This is a genomic window from Parvibaculum sp. (assembly GCF_039973015.1).
Lineage (GTDB): Bacteria > Pseudomonadota > Alphaproteobacteria > Parvibaculales > Parvibaculaceae > Parvibaculum.
On sequence record NZ_JBDWLT010000013.1, the window covers coordinates 95316 to 115178 of the forward strand.

The following is a 19863-nucleotide window of genomic DNA, read 5'->3' on the forward strand; positions in this document are numbered from 1 at the left end:
CATGCCAAAACTCACAGTCGATGGCATTGAAGTAGAGGTCGAGGCGGGCGCAACGCTGTTGCAGGCCTGCGAGGAAGCGGGCGCCGAAATCCCGCGCTTCTGCTATCACGAGCGTCTGTCCATCGCAGGCAATTGCCGCATGTGCCTCGTCGAGGTCGAAAAGTCGCCGAAGCCCGTCGCTTCCTGCGCGATGCCGGCCGGCGACGGCATGGTCGTCTCCACCAAGAGCGAGCAGGTAAAGCGCGCCCGCGAAGGCGTGATGGAGTTCCTCCTCATCAACCATCCGCTCGATTGCCCGATCTGCGATCAGGGCGGCGAGTGCGACCTGCAGGATCAGTCGATGGCCTATGGCGTCGATGGTTCGCGCTTCCATGAGAACAAGCGCGCGGTCGAAGAAAAATACATGGGCCCCCTCGTGAAGACCGTGATGACGCGCTGCATCCATTGCACGCGCTGTATCCGTTTCTCGCAGGAAGTGGCAGGCGTTCCCGAACTCGGCGCCATCGGCCGCGGCGAGGACATGGAGATCACCACCTATCTCGAACATGCGCTCACCTCGGAGCTCTCGGCCAATGTGGTCGATCTGTGTCCGGTCGGCGCGCTCACCTTCCGCCCCTTCGCCTATACGGCGCGTCCCTGGGAGCTGAAGAAGACCGAGTCCATCGACGTGATGGATGCCGTCGGTTCCAACATTCGCGTCGATGCGCGCGGGCCCGAAGTCATGCGTATTCTCCCGCGCCTCAATGACGACGTGAATGAAGAGTGGATTTCGGACAAGACCCGCTTCGTCTGGGACGGCCTCAAGACGCAGCGTCTCGATACGCCTTTTGTCCGCATCAATGGCCGCCTCCAGCCTGCGTCCTGGGAAGAAGCTTTTGCCGCCATCGCTGCGCGTCTGAAGGATGTGGACGGCAGCCGCATCGCCGTCATCGCGGGCGATCTTGCTTGCGCCGAATCCATGAAGGCCCTGAAAGACCTCTACACCTCGCTCGGCTCCGCCAGCATCGATTGCCGCCAGGATGGTGCGAAGCTTGATGCGTCGAACCGCGGCGCCTATCTCTTCAACACCACCATCGCCGGTATCGAAGAAGCGGATGCGGTCCTGCTCGTCGGCACCGACCCGCGCAAGGAAGCCGCCATCGTCAATGCGCGCATCCTGAAGCGCGCGCGTCAGAAGGATGTCGAAGGCGGCCTGAAAGTCGGCGTCATTGGCCCGCGTAACGATCTTACCTATGACTACGACTATATCGGCGCCGGCCCGCAGTCTCTGAAAGACCTCGGCTCCTTCGGCGATGTGCTGAAGAATGCCGCGCGTCCCATGATCGTGGTCGGGCAGGGTGCCCTCACGCGCAAGGATGGCGCGGCTGTTCTTGCCGAGGCGCTGGCGCTCGCGAAATCTGTTGGCGCCATCACGGACGAATGGAACGGCTTCAACGTCCTGCACACGGCAGCCGCTCGCGTTGCCGGTCTGGACCTCGGCCTTGTGCCGGGCGAGGGCGGGCGCGATGTCGAGGGTATTCTCGAAGGCGCCTCCAGCGGCGAGATCGAAGTCGTACATCTTCTGGGTGCGGACGAGATTGACATGAATCGGCTGGGCAAGGCTTTCGTCATCTATCAGGGCACGCATGGCGATGCGGGCGCGCATCGCGCCGACGTCATCCTGCCGGGTGCCGCCTACACCGAAAAAAATGCGACCTGGGTCAACACGGAAGGACGCGTCCAGCTCGGTCGTCGTGCCGTCTTCGCGCCGGGTTCGGCCCGCGAAGACTGGGCGATCCTGCGTGCGCTGTCCGGTGTGCTCGGCAAGACCCTGCCTTACGACGACCTCGCCGCCATCCGCGCGGCGATGGAAGCGGACGCACCGCACTTCGCGATGAGCGATGTTATCGTGCCCGTGACGGACATGCCCTCGCTCCCGCAGGGCGAACTCGATGCCGCGCCTTTCGAAACGCCGGTGCGGGACTTCTTCATGACAAATCCGGTTGCACGCGCAAGCGCCGTCATGGCCGAGTGTTCGGCCGGCCGGGTAGCCGCCGCGCGCATTCAGGCGGCGGAGTGACGGGGGTAGAGGGGCAATGACAGATATTCTCGTCGCATATGGTATTCCGCTGGCGATCATCGTTGCGCAGTCGCTCGCGCTGATCGTCGCAATCCTGCTCGTCACGGCATATGTCCTGCTTGCCGACCGCAAGATCTGGGCAGCGGTGCAGCTTCGCCGCGGGCCGAACGTCGTCGGTGCCTTCGGTCTTTTGCAGTCCTTCGCGGACCTGCTGAAGTTCATCTTCAAGGAAGTGATTGTCCCGGCGGGCGCAAACAAGGGTGTCTTCCTTATTGCGCCGCTGGTGACCGTGACGCTTGCGCTGTCCGGCTGGGCTGTTATCCCGCTCGACGCGAAGCTCGTGGTCTCCGACATCAATGTCGGCGTCCTCTATATCTTCGCCATTTCCTCGCTCGGCGTATATGGCGTCATCATGGCGGGCTGGGCATCCAACTCGAAATACCCGTTCCTCTCCGCGCTGCGCGCCGCGGCCCAGATGGTCTCCTACGAAGTGTCCATCGGCTTCGTCATCGTCTGCGTACTCATGACGGCGGGGACGCTCAACCTCTCGGAGATTGTCGAAGCGCAGAAGACCGTCTGGTACTTCATCCCGCATCTGCCGATGTTTGCGATCTTCTTCATCTCGGCGCTGGCGGAAACGAACCGCCCGCCGTTTGATCTCGTGGAGGCGGAGTCGGAACTCGTTGCCGGCTTCATGGTGGAGTATTCCTCATCCACCTACATGATGTTCATGCTGGGCGAGTACGTCTCGATCCTGCTCATGTGCGCCATGACGACGATCCTCTTCCTCGGTGGCTGGCTGCCGCCCTTCGACATCGCGCCCTTCACCTGGGTTCCCGGCATCGTCTGGTTCCTGCTGAAGGTGTTTGCCGTCTTCTTCATGTTCGCGATGGTCAAGGCATTCGTGCCGCGCTACCGCTACGACCAGCTGATGCGTCTCGGCTGGAAAGTCTTCCTGCCGTTCTCGCTCTTCTGGGTCGTGCTGACGGCGGGCGTCCTCGTCGGCTTCGATCTTGTGTAAGGGGCAGGGGACAATGAACGCAATCAAGGGAAAGGACTGAGATTATGGCCTGGCTGGATCAGTCGGTGCGGTCTCTCTTCCTCGCCGAATTCGTTTCGAGCTTCTTCCTCGCCATGCGGTATTTCTTCAAGCCGAAGGCGACGTTGAACTATCCTTTCGAGAAGGGCCCGCTCTCTCCGCGTTTTCGCGGCGAGCATGCGCTTCGCCGTTATCCGAACGGCGAGGAGCGTTGCATCGCCTGTAAACTCTGCGAGGCGATCTGCCCTGCGCTGGCCATCACCATCGAGGCGGGTCCGCGCCGCAATGACGGTACGCGCCGCACCACGCGCTACGACATCGACATGACGAAGTGCATCTATTGCGGCCTCTGTCAGGAGGCTTGCCCGGTGGACGCCATCGTCGAAGGACCGAATTTCGAATTCGCGACCGAAACGCGCGAAGAACTGATGTACGACAAGAACCGGCTGCTTTCGAATGGCGACCGCTGGGAACGCGAGATCGCGACGAATATCGCGCTCGACGCACCCTATCGCTGAACGCACCACTTAGAAGACGATCGAGGGACAAGGGGTCCAGATGATTGCCACCGCCATAGCGTTTTATCTTTTCGCAGCGATTACCGTCGCTGCGGGCTTCATGGTGATCGCATCGCGCAATCCCGTGCACTCCGTGCTGTTTCTCATCCTCGCCTTCTTCAATGCGGCGGCGCTCTTCGTGCTGATGGGCGCGGAGTTTCTCGCGCTCATCCTCGTCATCGTCTATGTCGGCGCGGTTGCGGTTCTCTTCCTCTTCGTCGTGATGATGCTCGATATCGACTTCTCGGAGCTGCGCGAAGGCTTCCTGCAATATCTTCCGGTAGGCGCGCTGGTCGGCATCATCCTGCTGATCGAGCTGCTGCTGGTGCTTGGTGCCTGGGTCATTGCGCCGGAAGCGGCGGGCGTTTCGGCCTCGCCCACGCCCGCCATGACAGACATCGACAACACCCGGGCGCTCGGCCATATCGTCTACACGCAATATGTCTATCCCTTCCAGGCGGCGGGCCTCATTCTTCTCGTCGCCATGATCGGCGCCATCGTGCTCACGCTGCGCCACAAGCCGAACGTCAAGCGGCAGGTCATCGCAGATCAGGTGGCCCGTACGCGCGAGCAGGCTGTTGAAATGAAGAAAGTCGAGCCCGGGCAGGGGCTCTAGGCGTTTCGGCCGGTCATCGGAAAAACGCCGGCCGGAGAAAGACCAATTGGGTGTGTGCGGCCCCCGCCGCGTGACCCTTCGAATATAAGGGGACTGGCTCCCGAGCGTGACGTGAGGGAGCAGGAGAAAATGATGGCAATCGGCCTCGCACACTATCTCACCGTGGCGGCGATCCTGTTCACGCTGGGTATCTTCGGCATCTTCCTCAACCGGAAGAATGTGATCGTCATTCTCATGTCGATCGAACTGATGCTCCTTGCTGTGAATATCAATCTGGTTGCCTTCTCGACCCATATGGGTGACCTCGCCGGGCAGGTCTTTGCACTTTTCGTGCTGACGGTCGCGGCGGGCGAGGCGGCTATCGGCCTTGCCATTCTGGTCGTCTATTTCCGCAACCGCGGCTCGATCGCGGTTGAGGACATCAACATGATGAAGGGGTAAGGGGGCATGTACTCTGCAATCGTCTTCCTGCCTCTGATCGGCTTTCTGGTCGCGGGCATCTTCGGCCGGTGGATCGGTCCGCGCGGCGCCCAGATCGTTACCTCCGTTCTTCTCGTTGCCGCGGCGCTGCTTTCCGTCGTCGCGCTGATCTCGGTCGGCCTTCAGGGCGAGACCGCGCGCGTCCAGGTTCTTACCTGGATCGACTCCGGCAGCTTCGAGGCCGACTGGCGCCTGCGCATCGACACGCTCACCGCGGTCATGCTCGTCGTCGTCACCTCCGTCTCCGCGCTCGTGCACATCTATTCGATAGGCTATATGAGCCACGACCCGCACCAGCCGCGCTTCTTTGCCTATCTTTCGCTCTTCACCTTCGCAATGCTTGCGCTGGTGACGGCGGATAATTTCGTGCAGCTTTTCTTCGGCTGGGAAGGCGTGGGTCTCGCCTCTTATCTGCTGATCGGTTTCTGGTACAAGAAGCCGAGTGCGAACGCGGCGGCCATCAAGGCTTTCGTGGTGAACCGCGTTGGCGACTTCGGCCTCATTCTCGGCATTGCCACGCTCTTCCTCACCGTCGGCTCGGTCGATTTCGATACCGTCTTCGCTGCCATTCCCGAAATCGCGGACAAGAGCTTCGATTTCCTCGGCTATGAAGTGCCCATCGTGACGACCGCCTGTCTGCTGCTCTTCATGGGCGCAATGGGCAAGTCGGCGCAGTTCCTCCTGCACACATGGCTGCCGGATGCGATGGAAGGCCCGACGCCGGTCTCCGCCCTCATTCACGCCGCGACGATGGTCACGGCGGGCGTCTTCCTCGTTGCGCGCATGTCGCCGGTTTTCGAGTTCTCGGAATTCGCGCTCACCGTCGTCACGGTCGTCGGCGCCACCACGGCCTTTTTCGCCGCCACGGTCGGTCTCGTCCAGAACGACATCAAGCGCGTCATTGCCTATTCGACCTGTTCGCAGCTCGGCTACATGTTCGTCGCGCTCGGCGTCGGCGCCTATGAAGTGGCGATGTTCCACCTTTTCACCCACGCATTCTTCAAGGCACTTCTGTTCCTCGGCTCGGGCTCCGTCATCCACGCCATGAGCGACGAGCAGGACATGCGCAGGATGGGCGGCCTCTTCAAGCTCATCCCCGTTACATGGGTGATGATGGTTATCGGGACGCTCGCGCTCACCGGTTTCCCGTTCACCGCGGGCTACTATTCGAAGGACGCGATCATCGAAGCGGCCTATGCGGCGCATAACCCCGCCCATATGTACGCCTTCGCGATGACGGTCATTGCCGCTCTGTTCACCTCGTTCTACTCCTGGCGCCTCATCTTCATGACGTTCCACGGGACAAGCCGCGCCTCCAACGAGACGCTGAGCCATGTGCATGAATCGCCGCTCGTCATGCTGATCCCGCTGGTCATCCTCGCAGTGGGTGCCATTGGCGCGGGCATGGTCTTCGCGCCGCTCTTCATCGGTCATGCCTATGAGGAGTTCTGGCTGGAGGCGGTCTATCGCGGTGCCGAAAACCACATCATGCATGAGTTCCACAACGTGCCGGAATGGGTGCCTTACCTGCCGACGCTGATGATGATTGCCGGCTTCGCTGTCGCCTGGCTCTTCTATATCGCCCGGACGGATATGCCCCGGCAGCTCGCGAAGACGCATGAACCGCTCTACAAGTTCCTGCTCAACAAGTGGTACTTCGACGAGATCTACGATTTCATCTTCGTCCGCCCGGCCTTCGCAATCGGCCGCATCTTCTGGAAGCAGGGCGACGGGCGCATTATCGACGGGTTCGGGCCGGACGGTGTTTCTGCCCGTGTCCTCGACATCACGCGCGGCGTCGTGCGTCTTCAGAGCGGTTATCTCTATCACTACGCCTTCGCGATGCTGCTCGGCGTGGCAGGTCTGGTGACCTGGTTCATGGTCGGGGGAGCGCACTGATGACCGACGGCAATATTCTCTCGCTCATCACTTTTCTGCCGCTGGTCGGCGCGCTCATCATTCTGGTGACGCGCGGCGACGAGGCGTCGGTTGCCCGCAACGCGCGCTATGTCGCGCTCTGGACGACCTCGATCACCTTCTTCGTCTCGCTCTACATCTGGTGGAAATTCGATCCCTCGACCTCGGACTTCCAGTTCGTGCAGGAGACCGAGTGGCTCGGCGGCGCCATCAACTACCACATGGGCGTCGACGGCATTTCGATGCTCTTCGTCATCCTCACCACCTTCCTGATGCCTGCCTGCATTCTCGCAAGCTGGACCTCCATCGAGAAGCGGGTGAAGGAATACATGATCGCCTTCCTCGTGCTCGAAACGCTGATGATCGGCGTCTTCTGCGCGCTGGACCTCGTACTCTTCTACCTCTTCTTCGAGGGCGGCCTGATCCCGATGTTCCTCATCATCGGCGTATGGGGCGGCGCGCGGCGCATCTATGCGAGCTTCAAGTTCTTCCTCTACACCTTCGCCGGTTCCGTGCTCATGCTTCTCGCCATCATGGCGATGTACTGGGAAGCGGGCACGACCAGCATTCCCGTGCTTCTTGCGCATGACTTCCCCGTGGAGATGCAGTTCTGGCTCTGGTTCGCCTTCTTCGCCTCCTTTGCGGTGAAGATGCCGATGTGGCCGGTCCACACCTGGCTGCCGGATGCGCATGTGGAAGCGCCGACCGCGGGCTCCGTCGTCCTTGCGGGTGTCATGCTGAAAATGGGCGGCTACGGCTTCCTGCGTTTCTCGCTTCCCATGTTCCCGGTCGCCTCGGCCGACCTCGCCTGGCTCGTCTTCGCCCTGAGCGTCATCGCGATTGTCTATGCCTCGCTTGTTGCGCTAGTGCAGGAGGATATGAAGAAGCTGATCGCCTACTCGTCGGTCGCTCATATGGGCTTCGTCACCATGGGCATCTTCGCGGCCACGCATCAGGGCGTGCAGGGCGGCATCTTCCAGATGCTCTCTCACGGCTGGGTTTCGGGCGCGCTCTTCCTCTGCGTCGGCGTCGTCTATGACCGCATGCACACGCGCGAGATTGCGGCCTATGGCGGCCTCGTGAACCGTATGCCGCTCTATGCCGTCGCCTTCCTCATCTTCACCATGGCGAATGTCGGTCTGCCCGGCACCAGCGGCTTCATCGGTGAATTCCTCACCATCGTCGGCACCTTCGAAGTGAACACCCTGGTTGCGGCCATCGCCGCCACGGGCGTCATCCTCGCCGCGGGCTACGCGCTCTATCTCTATCGCCGTGTCGTCTTCGGCGAGATCGAGAAGGACACGCTGAAATCGATCATGGACCTGAACCGCCGCGAGGTGCTCACCCTCGCGCCGCTTCTGGCCGCGACGATCTTCTTCGGCGTCTATCCCGCGCCGATCCTGCACGTGACCGAAGTCTCGGTGGATAACCTCGTCGCGAACTACCATGCCGCTCTGGAGGCACACCGCGTCGCGGGCGACACGGGGCTCTTCGCCCGGGCCGCAAGCCTCTTCACGGGTAACTAGAACATGGAACAAGCATTGACCAACGTCCCGGACTTCCTGCCCGCCTTGCCGGAAATCCTCATGGCGGCAGGCGCCATGGCGCTTCTCATGTGGGGCGTCTTCCGCCAGTGCGATGCGCACGAAACGGGCATCGGTGCCATCGGCCTTTTCGTGCTTGTCGGCGCGCTGCTCCTGATCGAGCCGAACGAGGCAGTTCAGACCTTCGGCGGCATGTTCGTCGCGGACGGCTTCACCAAGTTCATGAAGCTCCTGATCCTCATCGCCGCCACCGCCGCCATCATCATGTCTTTCGGCTTCATCCGCCGCGAGAAGATGGACCGCTTCGAGTTCCCCGTGCTGATCGTCCTCGCGACGCTCGGCATGTTCATGATGGTCTCGGCCAACGGCCTCATTGCGCTTTATATGGGCCTCGAGCTGCAGAGCCTCGCGCTCTACGTCATCGCCGCGTTCCATCGCGAAAATGCGCGCGCGACGGAAGCGGGCCTGAAATATTTCGTTCTCGGCGCGCTTGCCTCCGGCATGCTGCTTTATGGCTCCTCGCTCGTTTACGGCTTCACCGGCAGCGTCCAGTTCACGGCCATCTCCGGCGTCCTCACCGCCGAAGGCCCCAATATCGGCGTCATCTTCGGTATTGTCTTCGTGCTGGCGGGTCTCGCCTTCAAGATTTCGGCCGTCCCCTTCCATATGTGGACGCCGGACGTCTATGAAGGCGCGCCGACGCCCGTCACCGCCTTCTTCGGCGGTGCGCCGAAGGTCGCCGCCATGGCGCTCATCCTGCACGTTCTCTTCGGCGCCTTTCCCGCGCTCGAAGACCAGTGGCAGCAGATCATCGTCTTCGTCTCCATCGCATCGATGGTGCTCGGCGCCTTTGCCGCCATCGGCCAGACCAATATCAAACGCCTCATGGCCTACAGCTCGATCTCGCATATGGGCTTCGCGCTGGTCGGCCTTGCCGCCGGAACGCCGGAAGGCGTGCGCGGTGTGCTCATCTATCTCGTCATCTATGTCGTGATGAATGTTGGTGTCTTCTGCTGCATCCTCGCCATGCGCCGCAAGGAAGGCTATGTCGAATCGATCTCGGATCTTTCCGGCCTCTCCACGAACCAGCCGATGCTCGCCTTCCTTTTCGCCATGCTCATGTTCTCGCTGGCCGGCGTGCCGCCGCTCGCCGGGTTCTTCGGCAAGTTCTACGTCTTCATGGCTGCCATCGAGGCCGGGCTCTATCCGCTGGCCGTGATCGGTGTGCTGTCGAGCGTCATCGGCGCCTTCTACTATCTGCGCATCGTCAAGATCATGTATTTCGACGAGGCGGCAGAGCCCTTCGTGCAGCCCATGCCGGGCGAACTTGCCACCGTTCTCGGCGTCTGCTCGGTCTTCACGCTGCTCTTCTTCGTCTACCCCGCACCGCTCATTCTCGGCGCGCAGGCGGCCGTCGGCGCACTCCTTCCCTGACGCGGAAATGACCGCCGACATCCGCCGCTTCGAGGAAATAGACAGCACCAACGAAGAGGCGCGCCGCCTCGGCGATCAATCCGCCGAGGGCCCCGTCTGGATCGTTGCCGCCCGGCAGACGGCCGGTCGCGGCCGCCGGGGCAGGGCGTGGGAAAGTCCCTCCGGCAATTTCATGGGGACGCTCTATCTCACGCCGCGTTGCGGCCCGCGCGAGGCGGGGGAGCTCTCCTTCGTCGCGGCGCTCGCCGTGCATGAGGCGGTCGCCTCGTTGCTCCCGCCGACCCTCCGTCCAGAGCTCCGCCTCAAATGGCCGAACGATTTGCTTCATGATCGCGCCAAGCTCGCGGGCATCCTGCTCGAAAGCTCGGGCGTGGCGGGCGCGGAAGTCGCCTGGGTTGCCATCGGCATGGGCGTGAACCTCGCCACCCATCCAGAAGGTCTCGAATACAAGGCCACCTCGCTCGCCGCCCTGGGTGTGAGTGGCGTTACACCGGACGACGCCCTCACCGCGCTCGACAAGGCCTTCGAGCATTGGCTCGGCGTCTGGCGCGGTCAACAGGGGTTCGCCGCCATCCGCGAGGCATGGCTGAAGCGGGCGGAAGGCATAGGCGGGCCGATCGTCGTCCGCCTCTCTTCCGGTGCGCTGGAGGGGATCTTCGAGAGCCTGGCGCCTGATGGCGCGCTTCAGCTTCGCCTGGCCGATGGAACCTTGCAGCTCGTCTCCGCGGGCGACGTGTTCTTCGGACCTCCTGCGCCGGGCCCCGCCCGGTGAGTTGCTCGCGCATTGCCCGGGCGTGGAATGAAAATGTGCAACCGGCGCAAATGTGCAATAATTGCAAAATATGAGTATCTCTGAGTCCCCCAGCGCCGCCGCGCCGCGTGCCGTAACACCGGGCGATGAACTCGTCTTCCTGCCGCTCGGCGGGTCGGGCGAGATCGGCATGAACCTGAACCTCTACGGCTACGGGCCGGAGGATGACCGCTGCTGGATCATCGTCGATCTCGGCGTCACCTTCGGCGACGAGCGTACGCCCGGCATTGACCTCATCATGCCGGACCCCGCCTTCATCGAAGAGCGCCGCGACGAGCTTCTCGGCATCGTCCTCACCCACGCGCACGAAGATCACATTGGCGCCGTCGCGCATATCTGGCCGCGCCTGCGCTGCCCCGTCTATGCGACGCCTTTCACGGCGGCGCTGGTGCGCGGCAAGCTCATCGAGGCGGGCCTCGAAGACGAAGTGCCCATGCACATCATTCCGATGGGCCATCGCTTCGACCTCGGCCCCTTCGATATAGAACTCGTCACGCTCACCCATTCGATCCTCGAGCCGAACGCGCTTGCGATCCGCACACCGCTCGGCCTCGTTCTCCACACGGGCGACTGGAAGATCGACCCCGATCCCGTCGTCGGCGGCGACATAGACGAAGCGCGCTTGCGCGCCATCGGCGACGAAGGTGTCCGCGCCATCGTCTGCGACAGCACCAATGTCTTCTCGCCCGGCACCTCCGGCTCCGAAGCCGATGTCGCAGCAAGCCTCACCGAACTGCTGAAAAGCTGCGAGGGCAGGGTGGCCGTCACCACCTTTGCCTCCAATGTCGCACGGCTTGAAAGCATCATCCGCGCGGGCGATGCCTGCGGCCGCCATCCGGTTCTTGTCGGCCGCGCGATGCACCGCGTCGTTGCCGCTGCGCGCGAGGCAGGCTACCTCACGGATCTGCCGCGCATCGTCAGCGAGAACGATGCAGGCTACCTCCCGCGCGACAAGGTGCTCTTCGTCTGTACGGGCAGTCAGGGCGAGCCCCGTGCCGCGCTCTCGCGCATCGCCGAGGATAACCATCCGCAGATCGTGCTCGACAAGGGCGATACGGTCGTCTTCTCGTCACGCGTCATTCCCGGCAACGAAACCTCGATCTTCGACCTGCAAAATCTCCTCGCCGAGCGCGGCATCCGCGTTATCACCGAGAAAGATCACTTCGTCCATGTCTCAGGTCATCCGTGCAGGGATGAACTTGCCGCCATGTATCAGTGGATCAGGCCGGAAGTCTCGATCCCCGTTCATGGCGAGGCTCGTCACCTTGCGGAACATGCCGCCTTCGCGCGCGAGCTTCAGGTGCCGGAACAGGTCGTGGTGAAAAACGGTCTCATGGTGCGCATCGCGCCGGGCATCGCCGAAGTCGTGGATGAGGCGCCTTCGGGCCGCATCTATCTCGACGGCGAGGTGCTGACCGATTCAGACGAAGGCGCCGTCGCGGAACGCCGCCGGCTCTCCTTCGCCGGTTCCGTTTTCGTCAGCGTCGTTCTCGATGGCAAGGGCGAGGTCCGGGGCGATCCGCAGGTCCGCCTCATGGGGCTCCCGGAAGAGGATTCCCACGGCATCTCCTTCGAGGACCGCGCGCTCGATGCCGTGGACGATGCGCTGGACCGGCTGCCCATGAAGCGCCGCAAGAACGACGATGACGTAGCGGAATTCCTGCGCCGCGCCGTGCGCGGGGCGCTGCGCCGCGAATGGGGCAAGAAGGCTCAGGTGGCGGTCGTCGTTACCCGCATCTGACCTTCCTTGCTCCCCCTCCAAAACCAGCCTAAATATGGGCCATTCGAATTGCCCAGCGAGGAACCCAGTAATGCTCGGACCGCTCAATCACGTTGCCATCGCCGTTCCGGACATCAAGGCGGCTGCTGAAACCTACCGCACGAAGTTCAACGCAAAGGTCTCCGAAGCCGTGCCGCAGCCGGATCATGGCGTGACCACCGTCTTCGTCGATCTGGGCAACACCAAGATCGAGCTGCTGGAGCCGCTTGGCGAGAACTCGCCCATCGCCGGCTTCCTCGCCAAGAACCCGAAGGGCGGCATCCATCACATCTGCATCGAGGTGGAGGACATCGACGCCGCCTGCGAGAAGATGAACGATGAGGGCGTCACCATCACCGGCACCGGCAAGCCCCGGATCGGTGCGCATGGCAAGCCGGTGGTCTTCCTGCACCCGAAAGACCTGAACGGTACGCTCGTCGAACTCGAGCAGGCCTGAGGCTTCGGTTCATGGACCCCATCGCCGGTATCGCGATCTATTTCGTTCTCTGGTGGGTCACGCTCTTTGCCGTGTTGCCCTGGGGCGTTCGCTCCCAGCACGAGGCGGATAATGTGACCCCCGGCACGGAGCGCGGCGCGCCGCTCGCCCCGGCGCTCTGGAAGAAGGCGCTCGCCACCTCGCTCATCGCGGGTGCGCTTTGGCCCTTCGTCGCCTGGCTCTATGTCTACCAGCCGATTTCCTTCGACGACATTCCCTTCATGCCGGACCTCAGCGCCGAGTATTGACGGCCCGGCCACTGTGGAGTCCTTTCACCTCCCCCTCGCGGGGAGGTCGAAACGCGCAGCGTTTCGGGTGGGGGGCCCCAGCCAGCGCCGCGGATAAAGAGCCCCGCGCAGCGGACAAAAAAAGCCCAAAAAAAAGCAAGGTCAGCTTTCGCTGCCTTGCTGCTCCCGCGCGCGGAGCGCGCACCGCCCGAAGGGCGAAATAAGCGGCCCCGCCTTCGGGGCAAAAAAAGCAAGGTCAGCTTTCGCTGCCTTGCTGCTCCCGCGCGCGGAGCGCGCACCGCCCGAAGGGCGAAATAAGCGGCCCCGCCTTCGGGGCAAAAAAAAGCAAGGTCAGCTTTCGCTGCCTTGCTGCTTTAGTGTTCCCTCGTGTCGCGCCTCCGCGATCCTTTGCGGATCGTCGAAGTCAGCGTTCCCTCCCTAAACTTGGGTGCGCTTGAGCGCTTTTCCCTTTTATGCGTCGGACTATAGCCACCCTGCGGCGAGGTGTCACGCCCCTTTTTTGGGTTGGTGAAATTTTTGCAGCATTATGGGGGCGGTCGAGCAACTTCCTCTCGTTGCCCTGTCCCGGAACGGCATTTCATTGCCGGGTTTGCGCCGGAGTGAGAATAGGGGGCGGCGCCCGGTATCCGGGTTACGTCCCGCAGGGGGTGGCCGCCGCATGACGGCCAGCCGGGCCGGGGTGAGATACGGTATCGGGGCCGGGCCGCCCGGCCGCGGATTGTGGAGAAAGCCGCGGCATATGAATAATCTTGGTACGAATGAAATGCCGCTCCATACTGAACGGGTTCGACCCTGCAACAATTCCTTAAAGCCGATACGCGCAGTATGAAAGCATGATGAAACGTCTTTGCATTCTTCTGGCCCTTTTGCTCCCGCTTTCCGCCCACGCGGAAGAGCTTGCGGGCGGCGACGGGCCGCGCATCGTGGAAATTTCCGAAAAGGATTGCCGCAATATCTTGCCCTATCTTCCTGGCGGGGCGGACTATGTGCCGGGCATCGCCGCCGACGGGAGCGCGGTTGCTCCCGCCGATGTCGATGGCGGCTACCACTATGGCCAATGGCCCGTCTATGAATTCTTCGTGACGGTTTTCCCCGCCGGAGCGGCGATCCCTGCCTTTGGCGCCGAAACCGAGATCGCCGTTGCTCTCGTCCGTGTCGATACGAAAACCGGCCGGACGACCATTGATGGCGAGGATGTGACGGGAACGGACCATGCACTTGCCGAAGCCTGTGCAGGATTGCATCACAAGCCCGTGAAATAGGCGTACGACGCCCTGAAAAGCGCCCGCTTTCGTTGACAGCTATGCATGTCCCCCGCACCTTTGGAACGGGTTAGGGCAAGGATAGTTTGATGATGTTTCGCTGGCGCCAGGCTGCGTTCCTGTTTTTGTGCGTTTCGATAGCCGCCATTGGTATCGGGGCAGCGGCCCATGCTCAGGATGCCCGCTGGCGCATCACCAAGGAGCGTTGGAGCGAGACCGACGAAAAGGCGTGGCAGGATTTTGTGGCGGCACTTGGCGCCGCCGATTGCTGGACCTTCGACGAGTGCATCAAGAGCCCGGCGAACCCTTACCGTCACACCGATCCGAAGACGCGCTTCTATGTCGATTGCGCGGACATGCCCTATGTGATGCGCGCCTACTTCGCCTGGAAAAACGGTCTGCCTTTCGCGTGGCAATCCGCAATGAGGTCGGCGGACGGGCCGGGCGGGGACATTCGCTATTCCGTCTACGGCAATGAAGTGGCCGCCCGTGACAGCGTTCCGCGCACCGCAAACGGTGTCAACGCGCTGCCCATCCTTCACGGGCTGGTGAATGTCGTTTCGACGGCCATGTTCCGCCGTCACTCGATGGACGACGATGCGCTTCTTTTCACCGACACCTATTCGCCGCGCCTCGATCGTGAAGCCATCGTGCCCGGCACCATCGCCTATGACGTGAACGGTCACGCCTCGCTTGTCTGGCGCGTCGAGTCCGGCGGACGCATCCTCATCTTCTCCTCGCATCCCGATCACTCGCTCAGCCGCACGCATCTCGGCAGGGAGTTTCTGCGCACCGGCCCCGAGCTCGGTTCGATCTTCCAGAAGTTCCGTCCCATCGAAGTTGTCGGCGCAACGCGCGCCTCGAATGGCGCGCTTGTCGGCGGCGAAATCGTCGGCGTGCCGAATGCGCAGATCGCCGATTACTCGCTGGAGCAGTATCAGGGCAACCCGCCCGGCGACCCGCGCCGCTCGCACTCCGCCTCATGGATGTGGAATGGCGAGAATCTCGATTTCTACACCTATCTCCGCTCGCGTCTCTCTGCCGGTGAACTTGAATACAAGCCGGTCGAGGAAATGCGCATGATGATGCAGTCGCTCTGTTTCGATCTGCGCTCGCGCAAGCAGGCCGTCGAGATTTCGCTCGGACGCGGCATCCAGAACACGAACCCGCCATCCCGCCTGCCGGACAACATCTACGGCACGCATGGCGTCTGGGAGCTTTATTCGACGCCGTCGCGCGATGCCCGCCTCAAGACCGGCTTCAAGGAGATGTATGATCTCGTTATCGATTTCATAAAGATGGATATGGTGGACGCGCCCCGTCTGAATTATGACGGCAATGATCTGCCCGGCGATCTGCTTGCCGCCTATCGCGAGGAAAACGCCGCCTGCAATGTCTCCTATGTGAACTCTGCCGGGCGCACCGTCGAGCTCTCCATCGACACCATCATCGACCGCCTCTACGACCTCTCCTTCGACCCCTATCAATGCGTCGAGCGCCGCTGGGGGGCGAGCGGTGAGGAGCTGGCCACCTGCCGGGACGGGGCCGAAAAGACCCGCTGGTACGAGGCCCAGCGCTACCTCCGCAACCAGATCGACCGTACCTATGATGTCGATATGGGCTACACCGTCGAGAGTCTGGAAAGGGGCCCCTGGGGCATCCGCACGGGCCGGGGCGTGGAAGAGGGGCCGGAGGTCGATATCCGCGCATATCTCGAAGGCCGTGCCGCGCGGCGCACCGCAAGCGGCGAGATTGCGAATCCGCCCGCGACCCCCTAAAACGGACCCCTGTTTTTGAAGCTCCGGCAGGCCCCTGAAAGGCCTGCCCCGTGCCGTCCGTAAAGCCGGGCAGCCGCTCTCAGGGTCACCATGCGCCTTTCCAGATATTTCCTGCCTACTCTCCGCGAGAACCCCGCCGAAGCACAGATCGTGTCGCACCGGCTCATGCTGCGCGCGGGCCTCGTCCGCCAGACCGCCGCGGGCATCTATGCCTGGCTGCCGATGGGTCTCGCCGTCCTGCGCAATATCGAAAAGATCGTCCGCGAGGAGCAGGCGAGGGCGGGCGCCATCGAACTCCTCATGCCGACCCTCCAGTCGGCGGATCTCTGGCGCCAGTCCGGCCGCTACGATGCCTATGGCCCCGAAATGCTCCGCATCAAGGACCGTCACGACCGCGACATGCTCTACGGTCCCACCAACGAGGAGATGATCACCGAGCTCTTCAAGGGCGCCGTGAAGTCCTATCGCGACCTCCCGCGCAATCTCTTCCACATCCAGTGGAAGTTCCGCGACGAGATCCGCCCGCGCTTCGGCGTCATGCGCGGCCGCGAATTCCTGATGAAGGACGGTTATTCCTTCGACCTCGATGTCGAGGATGCGCGCCGCGCCTATCGCAAGATGTTCGTGGCCTATCTGCGCACCTTCGACCGGCTTGGCCTGCGCGCCATTCCGATGGCCGCCGACACCGGCCCCATCGGCGGCGACATGAGCCATGAATTCATCATTCTCGCCGAAACGGGTGAGAGCGCCGTCTTCTGCCACCGCGATCTCGTGGACATGGCCGTCCCCGGCGACGACATCGACTATGAGGCGGACCTCACCCCCGTCATCTCCTCGCGCACGGACCTCTACGCCGCGACCGACGAGAAGCACGACCCCGCCGCCTTCGAGGCCGCTGTGCCCGAAGACAAGCGCCTGTCGGCCCGCGGCATCGAGGTCGGCCACATCTTCTTCTTCGGCACCAAATATTCGCAAAGCATGGGCTGCGTCGTCTCCGGCCCGGACGGCAAGGAAGTGCCGCTCCAGATGGGCTCCTACGGCATCGGCGTCTCGCGCCTCGTCGGCGCCATCATCGAGGCAAGCCATGACGATAACGGCATTGTCTGGCCGGATGCGGTCGCGCCCTTCAAGGTCGGCCTCGTCAACCTGAAGAGCGGCGACGCCGAAACCGATGCCGCCTGCGCTGCGCTTTATGCGAAGCTCGAAGCGGCGGGCGTCACCGTCCTTTATGACGATACGGATGAGCGCGCGGGCGCGAAGTTCTCGACCATGGATCTGATCGGTCTGCCCTGGCAGCTCGTTGTCGGGCCGCGCGGCCTCAAGTCCGGCACGGTCGAACTGAAGCGCCGCGCCACCGGCGAAAAGGAAGAACTCTCGCCCGAAGCCGCCCTCGCGAAGATTTCTGGAAATTGAACGGCACCCGGAGTTGAAAGAGGCAAGTATATGTAATCTGCGAGACTCTCCATCGAGATCACCCTCCCCCTGTGGGAGGGTCTGAAAATCCGTCAGGATTTTTAGGGGAGGGGTAAGCGAGGAATCGAGGAGGAGCCATATGCCGTGCACGGAGAACACCTCCCCGAAATTTACTTCGCTGACGCTCGCAAATTTCGACCCTCCCCACCTTGGCGGCTTGTCCGCCAAGGCGAACAAGATGGGGGGAGGGTGTGCCTCGAAGTCGACATGGCGACAACACAGGACAGAATATGACTGACGTCGCTCACCCCCGCGCAAAAAACACCGGCCGCGCCCGCGCCTTCGGTGCCTTTGAATGGCTCCTCGCCATGCGCTATCTGCGCTCGCGCCGCCGCGAGGGCATCGTCTCCGTCATCGCGGGCATCTCCTTCGCAGGCATCATGCTCGGTGTCGCCACCCTCATCATCGTCATGTCGGTGATGAACGGTTTCCGCACCGAGCTCCTCTCGCGCATTCTCGGTCTCAATGGCCACATGTTCGTGCAGGGCATCGGCACCAACATCATGAATTACGACACCGTGGCGGATCGCGTGCGCGCGGTGCCGGGCGTCACCAGCGTCATTCCGCTGGTCGATGGTCAGGTCATGGTGCAGAGCGCGCGCAATGCCTCGGGCGCGCTTGTCCGCGGCATGCGCGAAAAAGACCTTCAGGGCCTCGGCATCGTTTCGGAAAACGTCACCGTCGGTTCGCTCGCCGGGCTGGACGAGGGCGGCGTTGCCGTCGGCTCGCGCCTTGCCGCCAATCTCGGCCTCACCGTCGGCGACAACATCACGCTTCTGTCGCCCAAGGGGGCGATCACGCCTTTCGGCACCGCGCCCAAGGTCGGGGCTTTCCCGATCCGGGCGATCTTCGAAATCGGCATGTCGGAATATGATTCAAGCTTCGTCTTCATGTCGCTGGATGAAGCCCGCGCCTTCTTCCGCACCTATGAAGGTGTGAGCGCGCTCGAAATCCGCATCGAAAATCCCGACCGCGTGAACGATGCGGTAAAGCCCATAGCGATAGCCGCCGGTCCCTGCTGCACCGTCGTCACATGGCAGCAGAGGAACGAGAGCTTCTTCTCCGCGCTCCAGGTTGAGCGCAATGTCATGTTCCTCATCCTGACGCTCATCCTCATCGTAGCCTCGCTCAACATCATCTCAGGCCTCATCATGCTGGTGAAGGACAAGGGCAGGGACATCGCCGTCCTGCGCACGATGGGCGCGACGCGCGGCGCGGTCATGCGTGTCTTCTTCCTCTCGGGCGCCTCCATCGGCGTCACCGGCACATTGGCGGGTTTCGCGCTCGGTCTGGTCTTCTGCCTGAATATCGAGACGCTGCGCCAGTGGCTCTCCGATCTGTCGGGTACGGAGCTTTTCTCGCCCGAGGTCTATTTCCTCAGCCACATGCCGGCGGAGGTCGATGCGGGCGAGGTCACCGCCGTTGTGCTGATGGCGCTCTTCCTCTCCTTCGCGGCCACGCTTTATCCCGCCTGGCGCGCCGCCTCGCTCGATCCGGTGGAGGCGCTGCGCTATGAGTGACGCCATGCAGTCCGCCCCCGTCCTTTCCCTTCGCGGCATCACGCGCACCTTCATGCAGGGCGATGCCGAACTGCGCATCTTCGCGGGCGCGGACCTCGATATCTTCGAGGGCCAGATCGTTGCGCTGGTCGGCCCGTCCGGTTCCGGCAAGTCCTCGCTGCTCCACATTGCGGGCCTGCTCGAAGCGCCGAATGACGGCGAGGTCTGGGTCGGCGGCGTCGAGGCTGTCGGCCTGTCGGACACGCGGCGCACCGCCGTCCGCCGCGCCGATCTCGGCTTCGTCTATCAGTTCCACAACCTGCTGCCCGAATTTACCGCTGTCGAAAACGTGATCCTGCCGCAGATGATCGCAGGCATCGGCAGGCGCGAGGCGCGCAGCTTCGCGATGGACCTGCTCGACCGCATGGGGCTGGCGCCGCGTGCTGAGCATCGCCCGGCGGAGCTGTCCGGCGGCGAGCAACAGCGTGTCGCAATCGCCCGCGCGCTGGCGAACAGGCCGCAGGTGCTGCTTGCGGATGAACCCACCGGCAATCTCGATCCGAAGACCTCACGTCACGTTTTCAACGAGCTTTTGAAGATATGCCGCTCGGAGGGCGTCGCCGCTCTCATCGCGACCCACAATCTCGATCTCGCGAGCCATATGGACCGCGTCGTCCTCCTGCACGAGGGCAAGCTCCATGAAGGCACGGACATCGCCGCCGAATATCAGAGCCTCTGATCTTCGGATAAAGGTGTCACCCCGGCGAAAGCCGGGGTGTGGATTCACATTTGAAGTGCAACAGTTTCTCCGAGAAGAGTTCGGCGGGGGTGCGGAAGTCAAGGCATTTGCGGGGCGTGTTGTTGTAGAGGGCGAGGAGGAGGTTGAAGCGG

At 62.6% G+C, this 19863-nt stretch carries 17 protein-coding genes; all 17 read left to right on the top strand.

The genetic code is table 11. The annotated features are described in order from the left end of the window. The first annotated feature begins 1 nt into the window (after position 1). The 17 genes from nuoG (at position 2) to ABJO61_RS17115 (ending at position 19711) form a co-directional block, all read left to right on the top strand. A complete protein-coding gene (gene nuoG, locus ABJO61_RS17035; RefSeq protein WP_348324546.1) occupies positions 2-2059 on the top strand; it encodes an NADH-quinone oxidoreductase subunit NuoG in 2058 nt (685 codons plus the stop codon). 16 nt (positions 2060-2075) lie between these two features. Next, on the top strand, positions 2076-3080 hold the full coding sequence (nuoH, locus tag ABJO61_RS17040; protein ID WP_348324548.1) for an NADH-quinone oxidoreductase subunit NuoH: 1005 nt from the start codon (positions 2076-2078) through the stop codon (positions 3078-3080). Positions 3081-3124: 44 nt separating this feature from the next. Beyond that, positions 3125-3616 (top strand): NADH-quinone oxidoreductase subunit NuoI, encoded by a 492-nt coding sequence (gene nuoI / locus ABJO61_RS17045; protein WP_348324550.1) that lies wholly within the window; start codon positions 3125-3127, stop codon positions 3614-3616. 40 nt (positions 3617-3656) lie between these two features. Continuing rightward, the gene (locus ABJO61_RS17050; protein ID WP_348324552.1) at positions 3657-4271 is read left to right on the top strand and encodes an NADH-quinone oxidoreductase subunit J; all 615 of its coding nucleotides are present in this window, start codon (positions 3657-3659) and stop codon (positions 4269-4271) included. Between the two features lie 132 nt (positions 4272-4403). Then, on the top strand, positions 4404-4712 hold the full coding sequence (gene nuoK / locus ABJO61_RS17055; RefSeq protein WP_348324586.1) for an NADH-quinone oxidoreductase subunit NuoK: 309 nt from the start codon (positions 4404-4406) through the stop codon (positions 4710-4712). Positions 4713-4718: 6 nt separating this feature from the next. Then, positions 4719-6650, top strand: a complete 1932-nt coding sequence (gene nuoL / locus ABJO61_RS17060) for an NADH-quinone oxidoreductase subunit L (RefSeq protein WP_348324554.1) — start codon at positions 4719-4721, stop codon at positions 6648-6650. Beyond that, on the top strand, positions 6650-8194 hold the full coding sequence (locus ABJO61_RS17065; protein ID WP_348324556.1) for an NADH-quinone oxidoreductase subunit M: 1545 nt from the start codon (positions 6650-6652) through the stop codon (positions 8192-8194). The genes nuoL and ABJO61_RS17065 overlap by 1 nt, the downstream gene beginning before the upstream one ends. 3 nt (positions 8195-8197) lie before the next feature. Beyond that, the gene (gene nuoN, locus ABJO61_RS17070) at positions 8198-9646 is read left to right on the top strand and encodes an NADH-quinone oxidoreductase subunit NuoN (protein WP_348324558.1); all 1449 of its coding nucleotides are present in this window, start codon (positions 8198-8200) and stop codon (positions 9644-9646) included. Positions 9647-9653: 7 nt separating this feature from the next. Further along, positions 9654-10418 (top strand): biotin--[acetyl-CoA-carboxylase] ligase, encoded by a 765-nt coding sequence (locus ABJO61_RS17075; protein WP_348324559.1) that lies wholly within the window; start codon positions 9654-9656, stop codon positions 10416-10418. Between the two features lie 70 nt (positions 10419-10488). Continuing rightward, positions 10489-12198, top strand: coding sequence for a ribonuclease J (locus ABJO61_RS17080; RefSeq protein WP_348324561.1), 1710 nt, complete (start codon positions 10489-10491; stop codon positions 12196-12198). Between the two features lie 70 nt (positions 12199-12268). Further along, a complete protein-coding gene (mce, locus tag ABJO61_RS17085) occupies positions 12269-12673 on the top strand; it encodes a methylmalonyl-CoA epimerase (RefSeq protein WP_348324563.1) in 405 nt (134 codons plus the stop codon). A gap of 11 nt (positions 12674-12684) precedes the next feature. Further along, positions 12685-12960: a DUF1467 family protein gene (locus ABJO61_RS17090; RefSeq protein ID WP_348324565.1), complete on the top strand. Its 276-nt coding sequence runs from the start codon at positions 12685-12687 to the stop codon at positions 12958-12960. A gap of 833 nt (positions 12961-13793) precedes the next feature. Next, entirely contained in the window at positions 13794-14222 is a 429-nt protein-coding gene (locus tag ABJO61_RS17095) for a hypothetical protein (RefSeq protein ID WP_348324567.1), read from the top strand. Between the two features lie 89 nt (positions 14223-14311). Beyond that, the gene (locus tag ABJO61_RS17100; protein WP_348324569.1) at positions 14312-16000 is read left to right on the top strand and encodes a hypothetical protein; all 1689 of its coding nucleotides are present in this window, start codon (positions 14312-14314) and stop codon (positions 15998-16000) included. A 90-nt stretch (positions 16001-16090) separates the two neighbouring features. Beyond that, entirely contained in the window at positions 16091-17413 is a 1323-nt protein-coding gene (gene proS, locus ABJO61_RS17105; protein ID WP_348324570.1) for a proline--tRNA ligase, read from the top strand. 290 nt (positions 17414-17703) lie between these two features. Beyond that, the gene (locus tag ABJO61_RS17110) at positions 17704-18993 is read left to right on the top strand and encodes a lipoprotein-releasing ABC transporter permease subunit (protein WP_348324572.1); all 1290 of its coding nucleotides are present in this window, start codon (positions 17704-17706) and stop codon (positions 18991-18993) included. Then, positions 18986-19711, top strand: a complete 726-nt coding sequence (locus tag ABJO61_RS17115) for an ABC transporter ATP-binding protein (protein WP_348324574.1) — start codon at positions 18986-18988, stop codon at positions 19709-19711. The genes ABJO61_RS17110 and ABJO61_RS17115 overlap by 8 nt, the downstream gene beginning before the upstream one ends. Positions 19712-19863: the final 152 nt, after the last annotated feature.

Coding starts and splice junctions, on each gene's coding strand:
- nuoG (WP_348324546.1), top strand. CDS start 2: ATGCCAAAACTCACAGTCGATGGCATTGAAGTAGAGGTCGAGGCGGGC.
- nuoH (WP_348324548.1), top strand. CDS start 2,076: ATGACAGATATTCTCGTCGCATATGGTATTCCGCTGGCGATCATCGTT.
- nuoI (WP_348324550.1), top strand. CDS start 3,125: ATGGCCTGGCTGGATCAGTCGGTGCGGTCTCTCTTCCTCGCCGAATTC.
- ABJO61_RS17050 (WP_348324552.1), top strand. CDS start 3,657: ATGATTGCCACCGCCATAGCGTTTTATCTTTTCGCAGCGATTACCGTC.
- nuoK (WP_348324586.1), top strand. CDS start 4,404: ATGGCAATCGGCCTCGCACACTATCTCACCGTGGCGGCGATCCTGTTC.
- nuoL (WP_348324554.1), top strand. CDS start 4,719: ATGTACTCTGCAATCGTCTTCCTGCCTCTGATCGGCTTTCTGGTCGCG.
- ABJO61_RS17065 (WP_348324556.1), top strand. CDS start 6,650: ATGACCGACGGCAATATTCTCTCGCTCATCACTTTTCTGCCGCTGGTC.
- nuoN (WP_348324558.1), top strand. CDS start 8,198: ATGGAACAAGCATTGACCAACGTCCCGGACTTCCTGCCCGCCTTGCCG.
- ABJO61_RS17075 (WP_348324559.1), top strand. CDS start 9,654: ATGACCGCCGACATCCGCCGCTTCGAGGAAATAGACAGCACCAACGAA.
- ABJO61_RS17080 (WP_348324561.1), top strand. CDS start 10,489: ATGAGTATCTCTGAGTCCCCCAGCGCCGCCGCGCCGCGTGCCGTAACA.
- mce (WP_348324563.1), top strand. CDS start 12,269: ATGCTCGGACCGCTCAATCACGTTGCCATCGCCGTTCCGGACATCAAG.
- ABJO61_RS17090 (WP_348324565.1), top strand. CDS start 12,685: ATGGACCCCATCGCCGGTATCGCGATCTATTTCGTTCTCTGGTGGGTC.
- ABJO61_RS17095 (WP_348324567.1), top strand. CDS start 13,794: ATGATGAAACGTCTTTGCATTCTTCTGGCCCTTTTGCTCCCGCTTTCC.
- ABJO61_RS17100 (WP_348324569.1), top strand. CDS start 14,312: ATGATGTTTCGCTGGCGCCAGGCTGCGTTCCTGTTTTTGTGCGTTTCG.
- proS (WP_348324570.1), top strand. CDS start 16,091: ATGCGCCTTTCCAGATATTTCCTGCCTACTCTCCGCGAGAACCCCGCC.
- ABJO61_RS17110 (WP_348324572.1), top strand. CDS start 17,704: ATGACTGACGTCGCTCACCCCCGCGCAAAAAACACCGGCCGCGCCCGC.
- ABJO61_RS17115 (WP_348324574.1), top strand. CDS start 18,986: ATGAGTGACGCCATGCAGTCCGCCCCCGTCCTTTCCCTTCGCGGCATC.